18 protein-coding genes and 1 tRNA gene are annotated in these 21650 nt (G+C 59.1%); 15 read left to right on the top strand and 4 right to left on the bottom strand.

What is annotated here, in order from left to right; genetic code table 11:
- Nucleotides 1-65: 65 nt before the first annotated feature.
- From rpoD to AC1RO5_RS13060, 5 genes are all read left to right on the top strand, one after another.
- On the top strand, nt 66-1913 hold the full coding sequence (rpoD, locus tag AC1RO5_RS13040; protein ID WP_019580727.1) for an RNA polymerase sigma factor RpoD: 1848 nt from the start codon (nt 66-68) through the stop codon (nt 1911-1913).
- A gap of 122 nt (nt 1914-2035) precedes the next feature.
- Nucleotides 2036-5782 carry a bifunctional diguanylate cyclase/phosphodiesterase gene (locus AC1RO5_RS13045; protein WP_493175314.1) on the top strand — a complete coding sequence of 1249 codons (3747 nt, stop codon included), beginning with the start codon at nt 2036-2038 and terminating at the stop codon, nt 5780-5782.
- Between the two features lie 15 nt (nt 5783-5797).
- Nucleotides 5798-5874: transfer RNA gene (locus AC1RO5_RS13050), tRNA-Ile, on the top strand.
- Nucleotides 5875-6291: 417 nt separating this feature from the next.
- A complete protein-coding gene (locus AC1RO5_RS13055; RefSeq protein WP_493175316.1) occupies nt 6292-6600 on the top strand; it encodes a DUF3077 domain-containing protein in 309 nt (102 codons plus the stop codon).
- Nucleotides 6601-6706: 106 nt separating this feature from the next.
- Nucleotides 6707-7189 carry a YjaZ family protein gene (locus AC1RO5_RS13060; RefSeq protein ID WP_493175318.1) on the top strand — a complete coding sequence of 161 codons (483 nt, stop codon included), beginning with the start codon at nt 6707-6709 and terminating at the stop codon, nt 7187-7189.
- A gap of 257 nt (nt 7190-7446) precedes the next feature.
- Here the strand turns inward: AC1RO5_RS13060 and AC1RO5_RS13065 are convergent, their stop codons facing one another.
- Nucleotides 7447-8088, bottom strand: a complete 642-nt coding sequence (locus tag AC1RO5_RS13065) for a peptidase M41 (protein WP_493175320.1) — start codon at nt 8086-8088, stop codon at nt 7447-7449.
- Nucleotides 8089-8226: 138 nt separating this feature from the next.
- Here AC1RO5_RS13065 and AC1RO5_RS13070 point away from each other — a divergent pair, with 138 nt between their 5' ends.
- The 10 genes from AC1RO5_RS13070 (at nt 8227) to AC1RO5_RS13115 (ending at nt 19271) form a co-directional block, all read left to right on the top strand.
- The gene (locus AC1RO5_RS13070) at nt 8227-8688 is read left to right on the top strand and encodes an Lrp/AsnC family transcriptional regulator (protein WP_007980298.1); all 462 of its coding nucleotides are present in this window, start codon (nt 8227-8229) and stop codon (nt 8686-8688) included.
- A gap of 217 nt (nt 8689-8905) precedes the next feature.
- Entirely contained in the window at nt 8906-10588 is a 1683-nt protein-coding gene (locus tag AC1RO5_RS13075; protein WP_493175322.1) for a flavin monoamine oxidase family protein, read from the top strand.
- Between the two features lie 12 nt (nt 10589-10600).
- Complete coding sequence (locus AC1RO5_RS13080) at nt 10601-11395, top strand: carbon-nitrogen hydrolase family protein (protein WP_493175324.1); 795 nt, start codon at nt 10601-10603, stop codon at nt 11393-11395.
- Nucleotides 11396-11503: 108 nt separating this feature from the next.
- A complete protein-coding gene (gene pqqF / locus AC1RO5_RS13085) occupies nt 11504-13942 on the top strand; it encodes a pyrroloquinoline quinone biosynthesis protein PqqF (protein WP_493175326.1) in 2439 nt (812 codons plus the stop codon).
- Nucleotides 13943-14098: 156 nt separating this feature from the next.
- The gene (pqqA, locus tag AC1RO5_RS13090; RefSeq protein WP_009045898.1) at nt 14099-14173 is read left to right on the top strand and encodes a pyrroloquinoline quinone precursor peptide PqqA; all 75 of its coding nucleotides are present in this window, start codon (nt 14099-14101) and stop codon (nt 14171-14173) included.
- 84 nt (nt 14174-14257) lie between these two features.
- On the top strand, nt 14258-15169 hold the full coding sequence (gene pqqB, locus AC1RO5_RS13095) for a pyrroloquinoline quinone biosynthesis protein PqqB (protein WP_493175328.1): 912 nt from the start codon (nt 14258-14260) through the stop codon (nt 15167-15169).
- A 132-nt stretch (nt 15170-15301) separates the two neighbouring features.
- The gene (gene pqqC, locus AC1RO5_RS13100; protein ID WP_493175330.1) at nt 15302-16054 is read left to right on the top strand and encodes a pyrroloquinoline-quinone synthase PqqC; all 753 of its coding nucleotides are present in this window, start codon (nt 15302-15304) and stop codon (nt 16052-16054) included.
- Nucleotides 16051-16326 carry a pyrroloquinoline quinone biosynthesis peptide chaperone PqqD gene (gene pqqD, locus AC1RO5_RS13105; RefSeq protein ID WP_493175331.1) on the top strand — a complete coding sequence of 92 codons (276 nt, stop codon included), beginning with the start codon at nt 16051-16053 and terminating at the stop codon, nt 16324-16326. The genes pqqC and pqqD overlap by 4 nt, the downstream gene beginning before the upstream one ends.
- Before the next feature lie 16 nt (nt 16327-16342).
- Complete coding sequence (gene pqqE, locus AC1RO5_RS13110; RefSeq protein ID WP_493175491.1) at nt 16343-17473, top strand: pyrroloquinoline quinone biosynthesis protein PqqE; 1131 nt, start codon at nt 16343-16345, stop codon at nt 17471-17473.
- Complete coding sequence (locus AC1RO5_RS13115; RefSeq protein ID WP_493175333.1) at nt 17439-19271, top strand: S9 family peptidase; 1833 nt, start codon at nt 17439-17441, stop codon at nt 19269-19271. Before pqqE ends, AC1RO5_RS13115 begins: the two co-directional genes overlap by 35 nt.
- A 57-nt stretch (nt 19272-19328) precedes the next feature.
- Here the strand turns inward: AC1RO5_RS13115 and AC1RO5_RS13120 are convergent, their stop codons facing one another.
- The 3 genes from AC1RO5_RS13120 to AC1RO5_RS13130 all read right to left on the bottom strand — a co-directional run bounded on the left by AC1RO5_RS13120 (nt 19329) and on the right by AC1RO5_RS13130 (nt 21535).
- A complete protein-coding gene (locus AC1RO5_RS13120; protein ID WP_493175335.1) occupies nt 19329-19649 on the bottom strand; it encodes a helix-turn-helix domain-containing protein in 321 nt (106 codons plus the stop codon).
- Complete coding sequence (locus tag AC1RO5_RS13125; RefSeq protein WP_493175493.1) at nt 19642-19998, bottom strand: type II toxin-antitoxin system RelE/ParE family toxin; 357 nt, start codon at nt 19996-19998, stop codon at nt 19642-19644. Before AC1RO5_RS13125 ends, AC1RO5_RS13120 begins: the two co-directional genes overlap by 8 nt.
- A gap of 253 nt (nt 19999-20251) precedes the next feature.
- Nucleotides 20252-21535, bottom strand: a complete 1284-nt coding sequence (locus AC1RO5_RS13130) for an aspartate aminotransferase family protein (RefSeq protein ID WP_493175336.1) — start codon at nt 21533-21535, stop codon at nt 20252-20254.
- Between the last annotated feature and the right edge of the window lie 115 nt (nt 21536-21650).

Raw genomic sequence — 21650 nt, forward strand, 5'->3', positions numbered from 1 at the left:
TCATAGCTCAGGTATAATCCTCGGCTTGTTTTTTGCCCGCCAAGACCTTCAGTGGATAGGGTGTTATGTCCGGAAAAGCGCAACAGCAGTCTCGTATCAAAGAGTTGATCACACTTGGTCGTGAGCAGGGCTACCTGACTTACGCGGAGGTCAACGACCACCTGCCGGAGGATATTTCAGATCCGGAACAGGTGGAAGACATCATCCGCATGATCAATGACATGGGGATCAACGTATTCGAGGTTGCGCCAGATAAGGATTCCCTTATGCTGGCCGACGCCGATACCGACGAAGCCGCGGCCGAAGAGGCAGCTGCAGCGTTGGCAGCGGTCGAGACCGACATTGGTCGCACCACCGACCCAGTGCGCATGTACATGCGTGAAATGGGTACGGTAGAGCTCCTCACACGTGAAGGCGAAATCGAAATCGCCAAGCGTATTGAAGAGGGCATCCGCGAAGTGATGGGCGCAATCGCGCACTTCCCTGGCACGGTTGACCATATTCTCTCCGAGTACACTCGCGTCACCACCGAAGGTGGCCGCCTGTCCGACGTCCTGAGCGGTTATATCGACCCGGACGACGGCATTGCGCCGCCTGCAGCCGAAGTGCCACCGCCTGTCGACCCGAAAGCCGCTCCAGCTGCCGACGACACCGACGACGATGACGCCGAAGCAAGCGATGACGAAGAAGAAGCCGAAAGCGGTCCGGATCCGGTCATCGCCGCACAGCGTTTTGGCGCTGTCGCCGATCAGATGGAAATCACCCGCAAGGCGCTGAAAAAGCACGGTCGCTACAACAAGGCTGCGATTGCCGAGCTGTTGGCCCTGGCTGAGCTGTTCATGCCGATCAAACTGGTGCCGAAGCAATTCGAAGGCCTGGTCGAGCGTGTTCGCAGTGCCCTGGATCGTCTGCGCCAGCAAGAGCGCGCGATCATGCAGCTGTGCGTTCGTGATGCCCGCATGCCGCGTGCCGACTTCCTGCGCCAGTTCCCGGGCAACGAAGTCGACGAAAGCTGGAGCGATGCACTGGCCAAAGGCAAAAGCAAATACGCTGAAGCCATTGGTCGCCTGCAACCGGACATCATTCGTTGCCAGCAGAAGCTGACCGCGCTGGAAACCGAAACCGGTTTGACGATCGCCGAGATCAAGGACATCAACCGTCGCATGTCGATCGGTGAGGCCAAGGCCCGCCGCGCGAAGAAAGAGATGGTCGAAGCGAACTTGCGTCTGGTGATCTCCATCGCCAAGAAGTACACCAACCGTGGCCTGCAGTTCCTCGATCTGATCCAGGAAGGCAACATTGGCTTGATGAAAGCGGTAGACAAGTTCGAATACCGCCGCGGCTACAAATTCTCGACTTATGCCACCTGGTGGATCCGTCAGGCGATCACTCGCTCGATCGCCGACCAGGCCCGCACCATCCGTATTCCGGTGCACATGATCGAGACGATCAACAAGCTCAACCGTATTTCCCGGCAGATGTTGCAGGAAATGGGTCGCGAACCGACCCCGGAAGAGCTGGGCGAACGCATGGAAATGCCTGAGGACAAGATCCGCAAGGTATTGAAGATCGCTAAAGAGCCGATCTCCATGGAAACCCCGATCGGTGATGACGAAGACTCCCATCTGGGTGACTTCATCGAAGACTCGACCATGCAGTCGCCAATCGATGTCGCTACCGTTGAGAGCCTTAAAGAAGCGACTCGCGAAGTCCTGTCCGGCCTCACTGCCCGTGAAGCCAAGGTTTTGCGCATGCGTTTCGGTATCGACATGAATACCGACCACACCCTCGAGGAGGTTGGTAAGCAGTTCGACGTGACCCGTGAGCGGATTCGTCAGATCGAAGCCAAGGCGCTGCGCAAGCTGCGCCACCCGACGAGAAGCGAGCATTTGCGCTCCTTCCTCGACGAGTGATCACAGAACCCCCGGCCCAGGCCGGGGGTTTTGCTTTATGCAGATTAAATGCCCCGCACGTCCCCCCCGCCGAATAGCCCGTCTACACTCGAAGCATTCCCCCAAGCCATAACGAGACCGTTATGCCCAGATGGTCGACCGTGCTTTTTTTGCTGTCGCTGATGACCTGGACCGCAACGGCTGGCGCGCTGACTCTGACCGACGAAGAACGTAGCTGGCTGGCGGCTCACCCGGAATTGCGTCTGGGCGTCGATGCGTCGTGGCCGCCGTTTGAATTTCGCGACGACCATGGGCGTTATCAGGGCCTGGCAGCAGACTATATCAACGTCATCCGGCAACGGCTGGCCATCAAACTCACGCCCATCGAACCGGTCAGCTGGACTGAAGTGCTGCAGCAGGCCAAACAAGGCAAGCTAGACATCTTGCCGGGCATCATGTCGACCCCCGAGCGCCAGACCTATCTGTCGTTCACCCGCCCCTACCTCGATTTTCCGATTGTCATTCTGGCCCACGTCGGAGGGCCCCAACCGCGCAAACTCAAAGACCTGTACGGGCTGAAGATCGCCGTGGTGGAAAACTACGCCCCCCATGAACTGTTGCGCACCCAGCATCCCGACCTGAATCTGGTGGCGATGCCCAATGTCAGCTCGGCACTGCAAGCGCTGGCTACCGACGAAGTGGACGCGGTCGTGGGCGATCTCGCCTCCAGTGTCTGGAGCCTGCGCCAGCTCAAGCTCGAAGGGCTCTACGTCAGCGGTGAGACGCCCTACCGATACCAATTGGCGATGGCCGTCCCCCCGAACAACAAGCTGCTGGTCAGTATCCTGGACAAAGTCCTGGCAGACATGAGCCCAAGTGAAATCAGTGCCATCCAGGAACATTGGGTCGGTAACGTCCTGGATCATCGGACCTTCTGGTCCGACGTGCTGATTTACGGCCTGCCAGGACTATTGGCTCTGATGATCGTGCTGGCAGTGGTGATCCGCATCAATCGCCGACTGAGTTCGGAAATTGCCCGCAGGGTCGACCTGGAACAGGAGCTGCGCAGCAGCGAATACCATTACCGCGGGCTGGTGGAGAGTCTTTCAGCCATCGCCTGGGAAGCGCAGATCAGCGATTACACCTACAGTTACGTGTCGCCCCACGCCCAGGATCTCCTCGGTTATCCCCTGTCCCATTGGCTGATTCCGGGCTTCTGGCGCAACATCATCCACCCCGCGGACCTCACCCGGGCCCAGGCCTTCTGCGACCGTGAAGTGGCGGCCGGGCGCGATCATAGCGTCGATTACCGGGTCATCACCGCTGACGGCCGCTGCCTGTGGGTCCGCGATATCGTCAGCCTGATCGAACACGGCCATGAACCGGTCCTGCGCGGGCTGATGATCGACATCAGCGAAGCCAAACGCACCGAAGAGGCGCTGCGCCTGTCGGAACAGAAGTTCGCCTCGGTATTCCAGCAATGCCCGGATATTCTGGTGATTGCACGGCTTTCCGACGGCTGTCTGCTGGAAGTCAACGAGGCGTTCGAGGAACAGATCGGCCTCAAGGCCGAAGACGTCGTAGGCGAGACGGCCACCGACCTGAACATCTGGGGCGTACCCGGCGTGGGGCCGGGTTTACTGCAGCGATTGCAGGCCGGCAGTATCCGCAACCTGGAGATGCCCTTTCGCCGCAACAATGGCCAGGTGTTCACTGGTCTGATTTCCGCCGAGCCTTTCGACCTCGACACGACCCCGGCCCTGGTGGTGGTGGTGCGAGACATCAGTCAGCTCAAGGAAACCCAACAACAACTGCAAACCTCCGAAGAGAAATTCGCCAAAGCCTTTCACGCCTCCCCCGACGGCTTGCTGCTGTCCCGGCAGAGCGACGGCTTACTGTTGGAGGTCAACGAAGGTTTCAGCCGTATTACCGGGTTCAACAGCGCGATGTCTGTGGACCGGTCGGCGCTGGACCTGGGGATCTGGGTCAATCTCAACGAGCGCAAACAGATGCTCGAGTTGCTGCACCGGGATGGTTTCGTCCGCGATTTCAGTTGCCACATCCGCCGCAAAGACGGGCAGATCCGGCTCTGCGAGGTTTCAAGCCGTCCGCTGCCCATCGGCGATGAAGACTGCATGCTGACCATCGCCCGGGACATTACCGAGCGACACCTGATGCAGGAGAAACTGCAACAGGCCGCCACGGTGTTCGAGAGCACCGCTGAGGGTGTCTTGATCACCGACACCCAACAGCACATCAGCGCGGTCAATCGTGCCTTCACCGAAATCACCGGCTACAGCGAGACCGAAGCACTGGGCCACACCCCTCGCCTGCTCGCCTCGGGCCTGCACGACAGCGCCTTCTATGCGGCGATGTGGCATCAACTGACCGCCGAAGGTCATTGGCAAGGCGAGATTTCCAACCGGCGCAAGAACGGCGAGCTCTACCCGAGCTGGCTGACCATCAGCGCAGTGCGCAACCGGGACAAACTCATCACCCACTTTGTCGCGGTATTCGCAGACATTTCCAGCCTCAAGCATGCGCAAGCCAAACTCGACTACCAGGCGCACCACGATCCACTGACCGGCCTGCCAAACCGCACGCTGTTCGAAAGCCGCCTGCTGACAGCGCTGAACAACCAGCAGGAAAACGGTGGCCAGGGCGCCGTGCTGTTCCTGGACCTGGACCGTTTCAAACACATCAACGACAGCCTCGGTCACCCAGTCGGCGACCTGCTGCTCAAAGGCATCGCCGTGCGCCTCAAGGAGCAGTTGCGCGATATCGATACCGTGGCGCGACTGGGTGGCGACGAATTCATCATCCTGCTCCCCGGCCTGCAACAGGCCAGCGATGCCGACAACATTGCCACCAAGCTGCTCAATTGCTTCAACGCGCCTTTCCAGGCCGGTGAGCATGAGTTTTTCATCAGCGCCAGCATCGGCACCAGCCTGTATCCCAAGGACGGCTGCGACGTTGCCACGCTGGTCAAGAACGCCGATGCCGCGATGTATCGCTCCAAGGCCAAGGGCCGTAACCGGGTTGAAAGCTACACCCGCGACCTCACCGCCCAGGCCAGCGAACGCGTGGCACTGGAGCATGAACTGCGACGCGCCATCGAGCGCAATGAGCTGTTTTTGTACTACCAGCCCAAAATCAGCCTCAAGGATCATCGGCTGGTCGGTGCCGAAGCGCTGATTCGCTGGCACCACCCGACCTTCGGCGATGTGCCCCCCGAGCACTTCATTCCCCTGGCCGAAGAGAACGGCATGATCCTGCAAATCGGCGATTGGGTACTGGAAACCGCCTGCCGGCAGATGTACGAGTGGAATCAGGTCTATGAGTGTCTCGGTCCACTCTCGGTCAACCTGGCGGGCGCTCAATTACGCCAGCCGAATCTGCTCGGCCGAATCGAGCAATTGCTCAAGGACAACCGCCTCAAACCCGATTTTCTGCAACTGGAGATTACCGAAAACTTCATCATGAGCCAGGCCGAAGAAGCGCTGGCGGTGCTGCATCAACTCAAACGCCTGGGTGTGCAACTGGCGATCGATGATTTCGGCACCGGTTATTCGTCCCTGAGCTACCTCAAACGCCTGCCGCTGGACATCCTCAAGATCGACCAGTCCTTCGTCCGCGGCCTACCGGACGACCCCCACGACGCGGCGATTGTCCGCGCAATCATTGCCCTGGGCCGCAGCATGCAATTCACCGTCATCGCCGAAGGCGTCGAAACCCATGCGCAGCAACAATTCCTCACCACCGAAGGCTGCGAACAGATCCAGGGCTACATCGTCAGCCTGCCACTTTCCCCCGACGAATTCGCCGCGACGTTTCTTCGTATAGCCGTATCGGATTTTTCGGATAGCACAGCCGAGAAACCGTCGCTATAATCCGCGGCCTACTGAGGGCCTATAGCTCAGTTGGTTAGAGCAGAGGACTCATAATCCTTTGGTCCACGGTTCAAGTCCGTGTGGGCCCACCAAACAAGAAAGCCGCGCTAATGCGCGGCTTTTTCGTACCTGATATGTAGGTTTGTTTTGCTGAAGGCTTCGAACTATCGGATGACGCCCGATGACCTTGTAGGCAAACTCCGAGAATTGCGTAATGGGCGCATTTGGGCACTTTGCCGCCTGTTGGGCTTTTCTTCGACGGGATACTCTCCGGACGTCGCTGCCAATGCAGCGATCGGATGTGGTAACCCGGCGAGGTTAAGCGCAACAGCGCCCCCATCACGACTTCAGGCGTTTTTTTAGGCCTGCACTCCTGTGTTATGGCGGCTGTGCGTGGGAGACCTTCGGGTCTGCCGGTTCCTTGACTCCCGGTTTACCACCCTGCGTACAGCTGCCACCCATTCGTGTGGTAACGAATGCGGCAGCTCCTCGAGTTAAGGAGCAATACAATGAGCAAAACAGATTCGCCCGCAGCTTCCGAACTGAAAACCATCGGCTTCACGCCTTTCACCTATTGCTCGGATCAGCCACTGTTCCACGTCAGCGCTGGCGTACCTATCGTCAATGCATTGGCACAGGCATCCGACCTGCTATCCCTCGCCAAATCATTTGCCGAGGACGCCGCCTACGCAAAAGACACCGACCGCCACGCCTGGGCCGCACACTACCTGACGGCGATGAGCAAAGCGGTGATTGATGATGTGGTGAAAGTGCTGACACCGCGACCTGCCCGGACAGCGACGGAGTCCGGAGAATAGCGCCTGCACATTCCTTGAAACACGCCCCGATTTTTCGGGGTATCTCTATTTTTATCGGGAGCACCACTAAAATGCGCCCCTCTTTACTGCGTCCGGCGACGACCTAATGCAATGGAAAGACCTAATAATTGGCGGACGCCAGTACAGTATGGAGCACCTACAACCATTCGAACTGGTATTTGAGGTCGCTGGTGAGCAGCTCACTGTCAAATTCGAATTCGGATTTCATTGTTTCACAGATGCCAAAGGCAATGGACAGCAGCTAACACACAGAGGAGAGCGTCGTTATTTCTGCTCTGATCGGCACCACTGCAGTTGTCAGATAGCGGAATACATCCACAAACGTTTCTTTAAAGGGCTCGCCGTTCCGTTTTACGTAGAAAACAGTCAGCGATATTACTGCCTGGATCTACATGACTATGCGATTTTCTTCTCGATCAGCAAACCGCAAGGCACCACAAATCTTCTCAAGCTGAGGGTGATTTCCGCGTACGAGGTGGCTGAGTGGGGTCGGGCAAAGCTGCCCAAGGGGAAACCGCAAAATGTGCGCTACATCCTTGAGATACGGAATGCTGGGAAATCCGTTTGATAGGAAGCAAAAAGCCCCGATGCTTTCGCATCAGGGCTTTTTGTAAATCTCAATATCGGCCTCTCCTTTCGCGGTTTCCCGCTTATCCCGCTCACTGGCTAGGAGTGGCTTACGCCACCGAAATCAACACCCCTTGCTTCCAAGGTTCCGGTCTGTGCTGACGTGTAAACAATAGCGTTTTAATGCATTTTTGGCAACCGGGGGGGCATTAAACGCACCGGGTAGCTGCCGGGGAGTGCGCCGAGCAACTCCAAACGCTACTGAATGGTGCGTTCAGTGATCGCCTGCACTGACCCCAGCCGCTCAAGCATTTCACCCGTCAACACAACCTCATACGTATCCGCCCGCCGCCCCCACTGCTCCACAATGACCATGCGCTCAACCAAAAGCCCTGCCAATCCAGTAATCGTATCGGCCAATGCCTCTACGATTTGTTGAGTCCGCAACCACAAGCGATCATTAATGTCTGTCAGCTCAGCAATGATGCTGTCGGACGACGCTGGATCCGTATCGGGATAGGCGATATTTCGAAGCAAGTACCGCAATTCTCTTATTTTTGCGTGATCCTGTTCCGCTCCAAACTCTCCGTTCAGGATGGCTGCCGCTTTCGACTTATCGACGCGTTTCTCGGGCGAATGCTTTGGCGGTAATGTCTGCGCCATGGCGCCGGCGAAGAGGACCATTATCCGGGCTTCCAAATGTTCCTTCATGGCGTCGAGCGACGAAATGGACCGCGTCAAGGTAATGGAGGCCCCGCCATGATGCGTCAGGCCCATGGTCACTTTCAGGGTCACATCGCCCGTTTCAAAACCCAGGGCTCGGGCTACGACGTAATGCCCCATTTCGTGATTGGCAATTTGCAATGCATAGTCGCGCAGAGCCGCAGGCATGCTCTTCATTTCGATCCCCTCGCTTCACAGCCCCTGGTTGCGCATTCGACTACGAGTGACAATTTGTGTCCATCCAATTAACCCGTTGAGGGCATGGACTGCCTGTAATATGCCTGCCCATTGCTCTGTACCGCTGGAGATACCCCTTTGCCTGACACTCGCCCGCCTGTTCTCGACGAAATCGACCGCCAATTGATCGCCGCCCTGCAGATCAATGCCCGTGAAAGTGTGGCCATGCTTGCCCGGCAACTGGGCATCGCCCGGACCACCGTTACTTCGCGCCTGGCCCGGTTGGAAAAGGCCAAGGTGATCACCGGTTACGGTGTGCGACTGGGTCAGCGTGTGGTGGATGGCGGATTGCAGGCTTACGTCGGGATTACGGTGCAACCGAGGTCTGGCAAGGAAGTGCTGCGACGACTTAGCGCCATGGCTCAGGTGCAGCAGCTGTGTGCGGTGAGTGGCGAGTTTGATTATGTGGCGTGGTTGCGCACCGATTCGCCGGAGCAGCTGGATCAGTTGCTGGATCAGATTGGCAGTGTGGATGGGGTGGAGAAGACGACGACTTCGATCATCCTGAGCAGCAAGATTGATCGGGGGCAGCCGGTTTGAGGCCTTCGGTGTCTGGTCGGGACTCTTCGCGGGCAAGTCGGATCGCCGCACTGCTCACACCTACAATATGTAGTGATACATCGTCATATTGATAAAACAATTAGCAAAACGACGACACTTTGCGTCTTATTAACGTGTTCTACGCTCTCTAGAATGGCTGCCATCTTTTCCTATACTCAGACGCGCATCCTGCGTCGGGTCGCCAGCAAGGTCAGCCATGAACAAGAACAATCGCCATCCTGCAGACGGTAAAAAACCAGTCACCATTTTCGGCCCGGACTTTCCTTTCGCCTTCGACGACTGGATCGAGCACCCGGCCGGGCTGGGCAGCATTCCGGCGCACAATCACGGCGCCGAGGTGGCGATTGTCGGGGCTGGCATTGCCGGTCTGGTGGCCGCCTATGAACTAATGAAACTGGGCCTGAAACCGGTCGTCTACGAAGCCTCGAAAATGGGCGGTCGTCTACGCTCCCAGGCGTTCAACGGTGCCGAAGGCATCATCGCCGAGCTCGGTGGCATGCGCTTCCCGGTGTCGTCCACGGCGTTTTATCACTACGTCGACAAGCTCGGCCTCGAGACCAAGCCCTTCCCGAACCCACTGACACCCGCGTCGGGCAGCACGGTGATCGATCTGGAAGGCAAAACCCATTACGCACAGAAACTGGCGGATCTTCCTGCACTGTTCCAGGAAGTCGCTGACGCTTGGGCCGATGCCCTGGAAGACGGTTCGCGCTTCGGCGAGATCCAGCAGGCGATCCGCGACCGCGATGTGCCGCGCCTCAAAGAGTTGTGGAACACCCTGGTGCCGCTGTGGGACGACCGCACTTTCTACGACTTCGTCGCCACTTCCAAAGCCTTCGCCAAGCTCTCGTTCCATCACCGTGAAGTGTTCGGCCAGGTTGGTTTCGGCACCGGCGGCTGGGACTCGGACTTCCCCAACTCGATGCTGGAAATTTTCCGCGTGGTGATGACCAACTGCGACGATCACCAGCACCTGGTGGTCGGCGGCGTGGAACAAGTGCCGCAGGGTATCTGGCGCCATGTGCCGGAGCGTTGCGTGCACTGGCCGGAAGGCACCAGCCTTAGCTCGCTGCACAACGGCGCGCCACGTACCGGCGTGAAGAAAATTGCCCACGCGGCAGGCGGCCGTTTTGCGGTCACCGACAACTGGGGCGACACCCGCGAATACGCAGCGGTGCTGACCACTTGCCAGAGCTGGTTGCTAACCACCCAGATCGAATGCGACGAAACCCTGTTCTCGCAAAAGATGTGGATGGCTCTGGACCGCACCCGCTACATGCAGTCATCGAAGACTTTCGTGATGGTCGATCGCCCATTCTGGAAGGACAAGGACCCGGAAACCGGCCGCGACCTGATGAGCATGACCCTCACCGATCGCCTGACCCGTGGCACGTACTTGTTCGATAACGGTGACGACAAGCCTGGGGTGATTTGCCTGTCGTACTCGTGGATGAGCGACGCCCTGAAAATGCTTCCGCAGCCGGTGGAAAAGCGCGTGAAACTGGCGCTGGATGCGTTGAAGAAGATCTACCCGAAAGTCGACATCGCCGCGCGGATCATCGGCGATCCGATCACCGTGTCGTGGGAGGCTGACCCGCACTTCCTCGGGGCCTTCAAAGGCGCGCTGCCCGGTCACTACCGCTACAACCAGCGCATGTACGCGCACTTCATGCAGGACGACATGCCGCCCGAGCAACGCGGGATTTTCATCGCTGGCGATGACGTTTCGTGGACACCGGCCTGGGTTGAAGGCGCGGTGCAGACCTCGCTCAACGCGGTGTGGGGCATCATGAAACACTTCGGCGGTGAAACTCACGCCGAAAACCCGGGTCCAGGAGATGTGTTCAACGAGATCGGTCCGATCGCCCTGCCCGAGTAAGAGGAATCCGAAATGCGTGTAGCCCTTTACCAATGTCCACCGCGGCCCCTGGATGTCGCAGGCAACTTGCAACGCCTGCATCAACTGGCGCTGGAGGCCAAGGGCGCGGACTTGCTGGTGCTGCCGGAGATGTTCCTGACCGGCTACAACATCGGCATAGACGCCGTCAGCGTGCTGGCGGAGGTGCATAACGGTGAATCGGCGCAGCAAATCGCGCGTATCGCCAAGGCAGCGGGAATCGCCATTCTGTATGGCTACCCGGAGCGTACCGAGGACGGGCAGATCTACAACGCCGTGCAGTTGATCGACGCCAATGGCGAGCGGCTGTGCAACTACCGCAAGACTCATCTGTTCGGCGACCTCGATCACTCGATGTTCAACCCCGGGCCGGATGAGTTTCCGTTGGTTGAACTCAACGGCTGGAAGCTTGGCTTTTTGATCTGCTACGACCTGGAATTCCCGGAGAACGCCCGGCGTCTGGCGTTGGCCGGTGCCGAGCTGATCCTGGTGCCGACGGCGAACATGATTCCCTACGATTTCATCGCCGACGTCACCGTCCGCGCGCGGGCCTTCGAAAACCAGTGTTATGTGGCTTACGCCAACTACTGCGGAAGCGAGGGCGAGATCCAGTATTGCGGCCAGAGCAGCATCGCCGCGCCGGATGGCAGCCGCATCGCCCAGTCCGGCCTTGATGAAGCGCTGATTGTCGGTGAACTGGATCGCCAGCTGATGATCGATTCCCGCGCCGCCAATCGCTACTTCCTCGATCGCCGTCCCGAGCTTTACGACGCGCTGAACAAGCGCTGATCCACTTAGAGGGGCGTTCTCAATGTGTTTCCCCGGCGCAGTGTGGAAACTCATTGAGAACGCCCCCTAATCCGCTAGCATTAGCGCTTCTCTGTTCTGGAAGTGCTCATGCCTGCGCTGAATCACCCCCACCTTCACACTGAAACCCTGGCCAACGGTCTGCGGGTGACGCTGCGCCATGCTCCTGGTTTGAAGCGCTGCGCCGCGGCGTTGCGGGTCGCTGCCGGCAGTCACGACGTGCCATTGGCCTGGCCGGGGCTGGCGCACTTTCTCGAGCATTTGCTGTTCCTGGGTACAGAGCGCTTTCCCGCTGAGCAAGGGCTGATGGCCTATGTGCAAGGTCATGGCGGGCAGGTGAATGCGCGCACCAGCGAACGGACGACGGATTTCTTTTTCGAACTGCCGCCTCAGGCGTTCAGCACTGGGCTGGAGCGTCTGTCAGACATGCTCGCCCATCCGCGTATGAATCCGGACGATCAGCGGCGGGAACGGGAAGTGCTGCACGCCGAATTTGTCGCCTGGTCGCGGGATGCCACAGCCCAACAGCAATTCGCGCTGTTCGATGGGCTTTCGGCGACTCACCCGTTACGGGCGTTTCATGCTGGCAACCGTTACAGCCTGCCGATTCCACAGCCCGAGTTTCAGCAAGCGTTGAAAGACTTCTATCAGCAGTTTTATCAGACCGGGCAGATGACGTTGAGCCTGGCCGGCCCACAGAGTCTCGAGGAATTGAAAGGGATGGCGCAGGCGTTTGCCGTTGCCATTCCCGCCGGTGAAAAAGCCCCTCAGACACAGCCCACCCTGTTGATGGACTCTTCGGCCAATAGTTATCAACAGGCTGGAGAACGTCGACTGGACCTGCTGTTCTCCTTCGAAGCGCTGCCCGACTCATCGCCCGAAGCGCTGGCGTTCCTGTGCCATTGGCTGACCGCCGCAATACCCGGCGGCCTGTTGGCGCAGCTGCGAGACAGCGGGCTGGCGGACAACCTGAAAGCCGCGCCGCTCTACCGCTACGCCGGGCAAGCCTTGCTGCACATCGAATTCACGCTGCCCGCAAACGCCACGCAATCGGGCAGCGTGATCCGCGAACGGCTTCTGGATTGGCTGGGCTTTTTTTCCTCCCGTCAGGATTGGGCCCCATTGCGCGAAGAATATGCCGCCCTGCAGCAGCGCCAACAGCAAGTCAGCAGCGCGTTGCAATTGGCCCAACGGGACAGCGAGCAACTTGAACCGGGGTTATCCGAACAGGGCGTTATCGCCCTCAAGGCAGTCCTGAAACAAATCGGCGCTGTGGATAACTTCACCGGCCAGTGGCAACTGCCAACGCCCAACCCGTTTTTGCGTACCGAGACTCCAGCCGCGAATGCCGGCTTGATTCGCGGCCAGACCAGCGCCCACCGCGGCCTGCGGACCTTTGCCCAGGATCGCTCGCGCAGTCGCCGCGAACGATCGCCGATGCAGTTCAGTCAGGCATTGCCGGACAACACGGATGAAGGTGCGGTTTATCTGCGCTGGCGCCTGGAATCCGCACCTCACAGCCGCCTTCAGGCGAATCTGGAAAACAGCCTGCAGCCGTTGCACGAAGATGCTCGTCAGGCCGGTGTCGACGTTTCCTTCAGCGCATCGGGCAATGAATGGCTGCTGAGACTGACAGGGCTGCAGGAACCGATGCCAACAGTCCTCGAACATGTGCTAAAAGCGCTGACAAAACCTGATGCCCGTTTCTCACAGGAAGCACCGACGGCCATCCCTTTGATGCCAATTCGACAGCTGCTCAAGGCGCTGCCCGATTTATGCACTGAGCACAAAGCAGCCTCGGATGACTTGCAGCAACTCTGGTCGAGCGCGCGCTGGGATGGTCTGGCCACCGGCCTGTCGGCCCAGACGCAAGCGGCGATGGGGCTTGCCTTGAGTCGTGTGCCGGGAACCCCAGACAATCAATCGACACCACCTTTATCGATCGGCTCACAGTATCTCTGGAACGCCGTCGATACCGGCTCCAGCGAACACGCGCTGTTACTCTTTTGTCCGACGGCAACCCATGACATCGCCGACGAAGCTGCCTGGCGTTTGCTCGCACACATGTGCCAGACACCGTTCTATCAACGCCTGCGGGTGGAGCTACAACTCGGTTACGCGGTGTTCAGCGGCCTGCGCCAGATAAACGGTCAGACCGGGCTGTTGTTCGGCGTGCAATCGCCAAGCGTCGCGCCTCTGGACTTGTTGCAGCACATCGAACAATTCCTCGGCGAACTGGAAGGGATGATCGAAAGCCTCGATGAGCTGAACTTCATCGCCCAACGCCAGGCCTTGGCCGATCAATTCGACAGTACCGCCCTGCCCAACGCCCAGGCCGCCGAACTGCTCTGGCAAGGCAAACTGGCCGGCCACTCGTCGGATTATCTGGTGCTGCTACCTCAAACGATCCTGATGATCGACCGCAAAGCCTTACTGGCTGCGGCACAGCGACTGAATCAGGCCGAAGGCGGCTGGCGCTGTCTGGCCAGCGGGCCTTGCCCGACTACGCGTTGGCAAGTGGCAAAATGATCATTACCGGCGCTGCAATTAGCTTTCTCAAAGATTCACAGCCAATCACTCCGTAATTTTGAGTAACATAGCCACCTAACTATCTGAACATCTCCGACTGGAGGTGGACTATATGTATAGGTCTCAACTGTCCCATCCACCTGAAGGAGCGTTCCTATGTCCTGGTCCAAACCTGCTTACACCGACCTGCGTATCGGCTTCGAAGTCACCATGTACTTCGCCAGCCGCTAAGCTCTGCCGTTTGGTAGAGAATGCAGTGCTACGCCTCGGCTTGCCGGGGCGTTTTTATTTTCAGTTTTCAATGATGGAGCGGCCATGTTTGTCCAGATTCTAGGTTCCGCCGCCGGCGGCGGTTTCCCCCAGTGGAACTGCAACTGCGCGAACTGCGCAGGTTTTCGCGACGGCAGCCTGCGGGCCGAAGCGCGTACCCAGTCGTCCATCGCAATTTCCGATGACGGCGTGAACTGGGTGCTGTGCAATGCTTCGCCGGACATCCGTGCCCAGCTCCAGAGTTTCGCGCCAATGCAGCCGGGCCGCGCGCTGCGTGATACCGGCATCAGCGCAATCATCCTGATGGACAGCCAGATCGACCACACCACCGGCCTGCTCAGCCTGCGCGAAGGTTGCCCGCATCAGGTGTGGTGCACCGACATGATCCATGAAGACCTGAGCACCGGGTTCCCGTTGTTCACCATGCTGACCCACTGGAACGGCGGGTTGAACTGGAACCGTATCGAACTCGATCAGAGCTTCACCGTCCCGGCCTGCCCGAACCTGCGCTTCACCCCATTGCCCCTGCGCAGCGCCGCCCCACCCTACTCGCCGCACCGCTTCGACCCGCACCCGGGCGACAACATCGGCCTGATCGTCGAAGACCTGAGCACCGGCGGTAAACTGTTCTACGCACCGGGCCTAGGCAAAGTCGATGCACCGCTGTTGAAAATCATGGCCAGCAGTGATTGCCTGTTGGTGGACGGGACGATGTGGGACGACGACGAAATGCAGCGCCGTGGTGTCGGCACGCGCACTGGCCGGGAGATGGGCCACCTGGCGCAGAACGGCCCCGGCGGCATGCTCGAAGTGCTGGAACAACTGCCCAAACAGCGCAAAGTGCTTATCCACATCAACAACACCAACCCGATTCTGGATGAGGATTCGCCAGAGCGTGCGGAGCTGGCCCGTCGCGAAGTTGAAGTGGCGTATGACGGCATGAGTATTGTGCTGTAGTGGATGGCCTCTTCGCGGGCAAGTCGGATCGCCGCACCGCTCGCTCCTACAGGGATAGCGCTATCCCTGTATACCCGCGAAGGCGTCCGACCAAACACCAAAGAATCCACCGGTTGTTCCCGGAGAACCGCAATGACTGACACCCCAATGTCCCCCGCCGAATTCGAAGCGGCCCTGCGCGCCAAGGGCGCCTACTACCACATCTATCACCCCTATCACGTGACGATGTATGAAGGACGGGCGACCCGCGAGCAGATCCAGGGCTGGGTCGCCAACCGCTTTTACTATCAGGTGAACATCCCGCTCAAGGACGCCGCGATCCTGGCCAACTGCCCGGACCGCGAGATTCGTCGCGAGTGGATTCAGCGCCTGCTGGACCATGACGGCGCCCCCGGCGAAGACGGCGGTATCGAAGCCTGGTTGCGTCTTGGGCAAGCGGTCGGCCTCGACCCGGATCAGCTGCGCTCCCAGGAGCTGGTGCTGCCCGGTGTACGTTTCGCTGTGGATGCCTACGTCAACTTCGCCCGCCGGGCCCGTTGGCAGGAAGCCGCCAGCAGTTCGCTGACCGAGCTGTTCGCGCCGCAGATCCACCAATCGCGCCTCGATAGCTGGCCGCAGCATTACCCGTGGATCGACCCGGCTGGTTACGAATATTTCCGTACGCGGCTGGGCCAGGCTCGCCGGGATGTGGAGCACGGTCTGGCGATCACTCTGCAGCACTACACCACGCGAGAAAGTCAGGAGCGCATGCTGGAAATTCTCCAGTTCAAACTGGACATTCTTTGGAGCATGCTCGATGCCATGAGCATGGCCTACGAACTGAACCGCCCGCCGTACCACAGCGTGACCGAACAGCGGGTCTGGCATAAAGGAATCACCTTATGAGTTTTGATCGCAGCAAAACCCCTGCCTGGCGTCCCGGCTACCGTTTCCAGTACGAACCGGCACAAAAAGGCCATGTATTGCTCTACCCCGAAGGCATGATCAAACTCAACGATAGCGCCGCGCTGATCGGCGGCTTGATCGATGGCCAGCGGGATGTCGCGGCAATCATCGCCGAGCTCGACAAACAGTTCCCCGGCGTGCCCGAGCTCGGTGACGACATCGAGCAATTCATGGAGGTCGCCCGTGCTCAGCACTGGATCGAACTTGCCTGAGTCTGCGTCAGGCAAGTTGCCAGCCAAACCCGAAATCGGCCTGCCGCTGTGGCTGCTGGCCGAACTGACTTACCGCTGCCCGCTGCAATGCCCGTACTGCTCCAATCCACTGGATTTCGCCGAGCAAGGCAAAGAATTGACCACCGAGCAGTGGATCAAAGTCTTTCGCGAAGCACGGGAGATGGGCGCGGCGCAGTTGGGCTTTTCCGGTGGTGAGCCGCTGGTACGCCAGGACCTCGCCGAATTGATCGCCGAAGCACGCAAGCTGGGGTTCTACACCAACCTGATCACTTCCGGCATCGGCCTCACCGAGCAGAAAATCAGCGACTTCAAGAAGGCCGGTCTGGACCATATCCAGATCAGTTTTCAGGCCAGCGACGAGCAAGTGAACAACCTGTTGGCCGGCTCAAAAAAAGCCTTCGCGCAAAAACTCGAAATGGCCCGAGCAGTGAAGGCGCACGGCTACCCGATGGTGCTGAACTTCGTCACCCATCGGCACAACATCGACAAGATCGACCGGATCATCGAGCTGTGTATTGCCCTGGAGGCTGACTTCGTCGAACTCGCGACGTGCCAGTTCTATGGTTGGGCGCAGCTCAATCGGGTCGGCCTGTTGCCGACCAAGGAACAACTGGTTCGCGCCGAACGCATCACCAACGAATACCGCGCAAAACTGGAAGCCGAAGGGCATCCGTGCAAGCTGATTTTCGTGACGCCGGACTATTACGAAGAACGTCCGAAAGCCTGCATGAACGGCTGGGGCAGTATTTTTCTGACGGTCACGCCGGACGGAACCGCCCTGCCCTGTCACGGCGCCCGACAGATGCCGGTGCAGTTTCCCAACGTGCGCGACCACAGCATGCAGCACATCTGGTACGACTCGTTCGGCTTCAACCGCTTTCGCGGTTACGACTGGATGCCCGAGCCGTGCCGCTCCTGCGACGAAAAAGAAAAGGACTTCGGCGGCTGCCGTTGCCAGGCGTTCATGCTCACGGGTGACGCGAGCAATGCCGACCCGGTGTGCAGCAAGTCGGAACATCACGGCGTGATCCTCAAGGCCCGCGAAGAAGCCGAGCACGCGACCCAGACCATTGAACAACTGGCCTTTCGCAATGAACGAAACTCACGCCTCATCGCCAAAAACTGAACCCTTGAGCGCCGCCAGGGCCGTCGCGGCCGGCATCGACTTCGCCGAGTTGCAGGTCGGGCCACACGGCCTGTTCTGGAACGAGTACCGCCCCGAAGATGCCGCCTGCCGGATCTGGCAGTGGCGCGACGGTCAGGCGCATTGTCTGACGCCGCCCACCTTCAGTGTGCGCAGCCGGGTGTATGAATATGGCGGTGGCGCGTTTTGTCTGACCGATGACGGGCTGGTATTCGTCAACGAGGCCGATCAGCAGCTGTATCGGCAATCGCTGAGCGATGAGACGCCTGAGGTGCTGACTTCAAGTGAATGCCGTTACGGCGATCTGCAGTTCGCCAACGGGCAAGTGCTGGCGGTGGAAGAGAACCGCGATCGACATCGCCTGGTGGCGATCGATCTGGCTGACGGCCAACGCCATCTGCTGGCCGAGGGTGCCGATTTCTACGCGGCACCGACCCTGAGCCCTGATGGTCGGCGTCTGGCCTGGATCGAGTGGAATCGCCCGGATCAGCCCTGGACCGCCACTCGCCTGATGGTTGCCGAGCTCCAGAGCGATCACACCTTTGCGCAGCCGCGTTGTGTGGCCGGCGATGGTGCTCAGGAGTCGCTGCAACAACCGAGATTCGATGACCGCGGCCGTCTGTATTGTCTGACCGATCGCGGCGGTTTCTGGCAGCCGTGGGTGGAGTCGACAGAAGGTCTGAGCCCACTCCCCAGCGCTGCTGCCGACCATGGACCGGCGCCTTGGCAACTGGGCGGTTGCACCTGGTTACCGCTGAGCGAAGACACTTATCTGGCGAGTTGGACCGAAGGCGGGTTTGGCCGATTGCGGCTGTGTCATGGCGATGGCTCCTGTGAGGATTTCACCGGCGACTACAGCCGCTTCCGCCATCTCGCACAGGATGAGCAGTTCATCTACTGCATCGCCGCTTCACCAGTCAGTTCGGCGTCGGTGATTGCCATTGACCGCAAGACCCGGCAGGTGAAGACCCTCGCCGGTGGCGTTGCACCACTGCCCGCCGAACAAATCAGCCGCCCGCAAACCCTGCGTTATCCGAGCGGTTCGGGCGAGGCCCACGGGTTCTTCTACCCGGCAATGACAGGCGACACACAACCGCCCTTGGTGGTGTTCATTCATGGCGGACCGACGTCAGCCTGCTACCCGATGTTCGACCCGCGAATCCAGTATTGGGCACAACGCGGCTTCGCCGTGGCCGACCTCAACTACCGAGGCAGCAGCGGCTACGGCCGCGCTTATCGCCAGGCGCTGCGTTTGAGTTGGGGCGACGTGGACGTGGAAGATGCCTGCGCAGTGGTCGGCTACCTCGCCGAACGCAGACTGATCGATGGCAACAACGCGTTCATCCGCGGAGGCAGCGCCGGTGGGTACACCGCGTTGTGCGCACTGGCCTTCCACAAGGTGTTTCGTGCGGGCGCCAGCCTGTATGGCGTCAGCGATCCTGTTGCGCTGGGTCGTGTCACCCACAAGTTCGAAGGCGATTATCTGGACTGGTTGATCGGCGACCCGGTAGAGGACGCTGAACGCTACGCCGCGCGCACGCCGCTGCTGCACGCGAACAACATCAGCGTTCCGATGATCTTCTTTCAGGGTGAGCTGGACGCCGTGGTGGTGCCGCAACAGACCCGCGACATGGTCAAGGCGCTACAGGACAATGGCATTCTGGTCGAAGCGCATTACTACGCCGACGAACGCCATGGCTTTCGCAAGGCCGGCAATCAGGCCCACGCGCTGGAGCAGGAATGGTTGTTTTATCGGCGGGTGATGGAATTGGCGGACTGAAATCGTAGCGCCTCATTTAATCAACCTGCGGTGTTCGTCAGGGTTCAGTGCGATGCTTCAGGCCAGTATCTCCAGGCCGTGTTTCTGAACGATACTCAGCAACTTCAGAGCCATACCGCTGGGGTGTTTGGCTCCCGCCTCCCATTGCTTGACTGTCGATGCGCTGGTGTTCAAATAACGCGCAAACACTGGCTGGCTGACGTTGTTGCGTTCACGTAACGCTTTGATCTGCTCCGCCGGGATCGTGTCCGGAACCGTTGCAAGACATGACTCGTCGAATTCGCGCATGGTTGCCTTACTGATGGCACCAATGGCATACAAAGCACTGGCTGACTCGTGTACCGACTCAAACACGTCACTTTTGAATTTCTTACTCATGGGGTATCTCCATAAACTCCTTAGTGTCCAGCAAATGCTGGACTTGCATCTCGGTCAATGCGCCATAAACCTTGGCTAATCCCCGCAGTTGAGTCAGCTCCGCAAGGCTGATATTGCTTCGATCCTTCTTGGCAAACAGCAATTGATAGATCCAATAATGCCCACCCTTTGCCAGAACAATTGAGCGGTGACGGTTGGCATTCAAACGTTTTTTCCAGACCCCGCCGCCGAGATTGTCCGCCTGGCCTTCGAGCATTTCGGTGAATGCCTCCCGAAGCTCTTCATCACCGACCCAAGCCTTACCGGCCTGCATCGCAAAACGCTTTGTCTTGAATAACCTCGGTGACATCGGCATCCCTTCCATAAAACATACCACTAAGTGGTATAGAGCTCAAAGCCATCGCCACAACCATGTTGTTTCGCTGGCACCGGCACTCCTTGCCGACTCCCTCTAAAAAGCCATTGATCCCGCTATCGCTCAAGCACTGAAATGCCTTCGGCAAAACGCAGAGACAAAAAAACGCCCCACGCGAAAAGAATCAAACATGGGGCGACGCGTTATACCGCGAGACGGTTCGGAAATTCGTGTAGGGCGGGTCCGATCAAACCGCAATACCTTTGCGGCACTGCAGTTGCGCGGTGCGTACGCGGGAGAAGGCGCGGGCCAGGCGCAGGAGCATTTCGTCGATATTGGCCTTGCTGACGGAGAGGGCCGGGGTAAAGCGCAGGCAATCGGGTTGCGGGGCATTGAGCAGCAAGCCTTCGTACAACGCGGCCTTGACTACGGCGTCGGCGGAATCGTCGGACAGATCAAGCCCCCAGAGCAGCCCTTGCCCGCGCAATTCGCCGTGACCATAGCGATGGGCCAGACGACTCAGGCCTTCGCCCAGATGCTGAGCGGTTTCCCGCATATGGTCGAGAAAGCCCTTGTCCTGCACGCTGTCGAGCACGACAAGGCCGGCGGCACTCATCAACGCATTGCCATGATGAGTGCCGCTCATTTCGCCAGTTTCGAAACAACAGGCCTTGCCTCGCGCCAACAAGGCCGCCAATGGCACGCCACCGCCGAGCCCTTTGCCGAGCACCACGATATCTGCCCGCACGCCGTAAGACTGTTCGGCGAGCAAGGCGCCGCAGCGACCGACGCCGGTTTGCACTTCGTCGTGTATCAGCAGAATGCCAAGCTCTCGACACAGGCGCTCGACACCCTTGAGGTAGTGCTCGGTGGCGGGAATCACCCCGGCCTCGCTCTGGATCGGTTCGAGCATGATCGCGACTGTCTGGGCATCCACGGCCGCATGCAAGGCTGGCAGGTCATTGAACGGAACAGGACTGAAGCCCGGCAGCTGTGGCTCGAATCGGTTGATCAGATTCGAACTGTCCGACGCCGAAATCGTCCCGAGACTACGGCCATGACAGCCTTTACTGGCCACGATGATTCGCGAAGCGCCGCCACGATGTCGCTGGCCCCATTTGCGCGCCAGTTTGATCGCCGCCTCACAGGCTTCGCTGCCACTGTTGAGCAGGTACGCCTGGTCACTGCCGGTACTGGCGCAGAGCCTTTCGGCAAGGTTGAGCATGCCGCGGTTGTGCAGTCCAAAACCCGGATTGATCAGCGACTGAGCCTGTTCCGAAATCGCTTTGACCAGTGCTGAAGGGCTATGTCCCAGGCTATTGGCGCCGCCACCCTGTGAGAAATCCAGATAAGCGCGGTCATCGCTGTCCCACAGCCAGGAGCCTTGGCCACGCACGAAAATCTGTTTCGGCCGTTCGACACTGGGCATCAGGCACTCTCTGGAAAAGTTGTCGCTTCTGGCGGGCAGGGAAGTGTCCATCGCCAGGTCATCAAGGCTCGGTGGCTTGCGTCGCAGGTTGAACAGATTCATCGGATAAAATCTCGTCCGAGGTTTTTTGCCTTGCCTATGCAAACACCATCGTCGTAAACGGTATCCATCGTGCTTTCTGGCCCTGTAAGCCTTGTGAATGGGGGTAGACTAGGCG

Source organism: Pseudomonas sp. GW822-FHT02G04 (assembly GCF_058802085.1).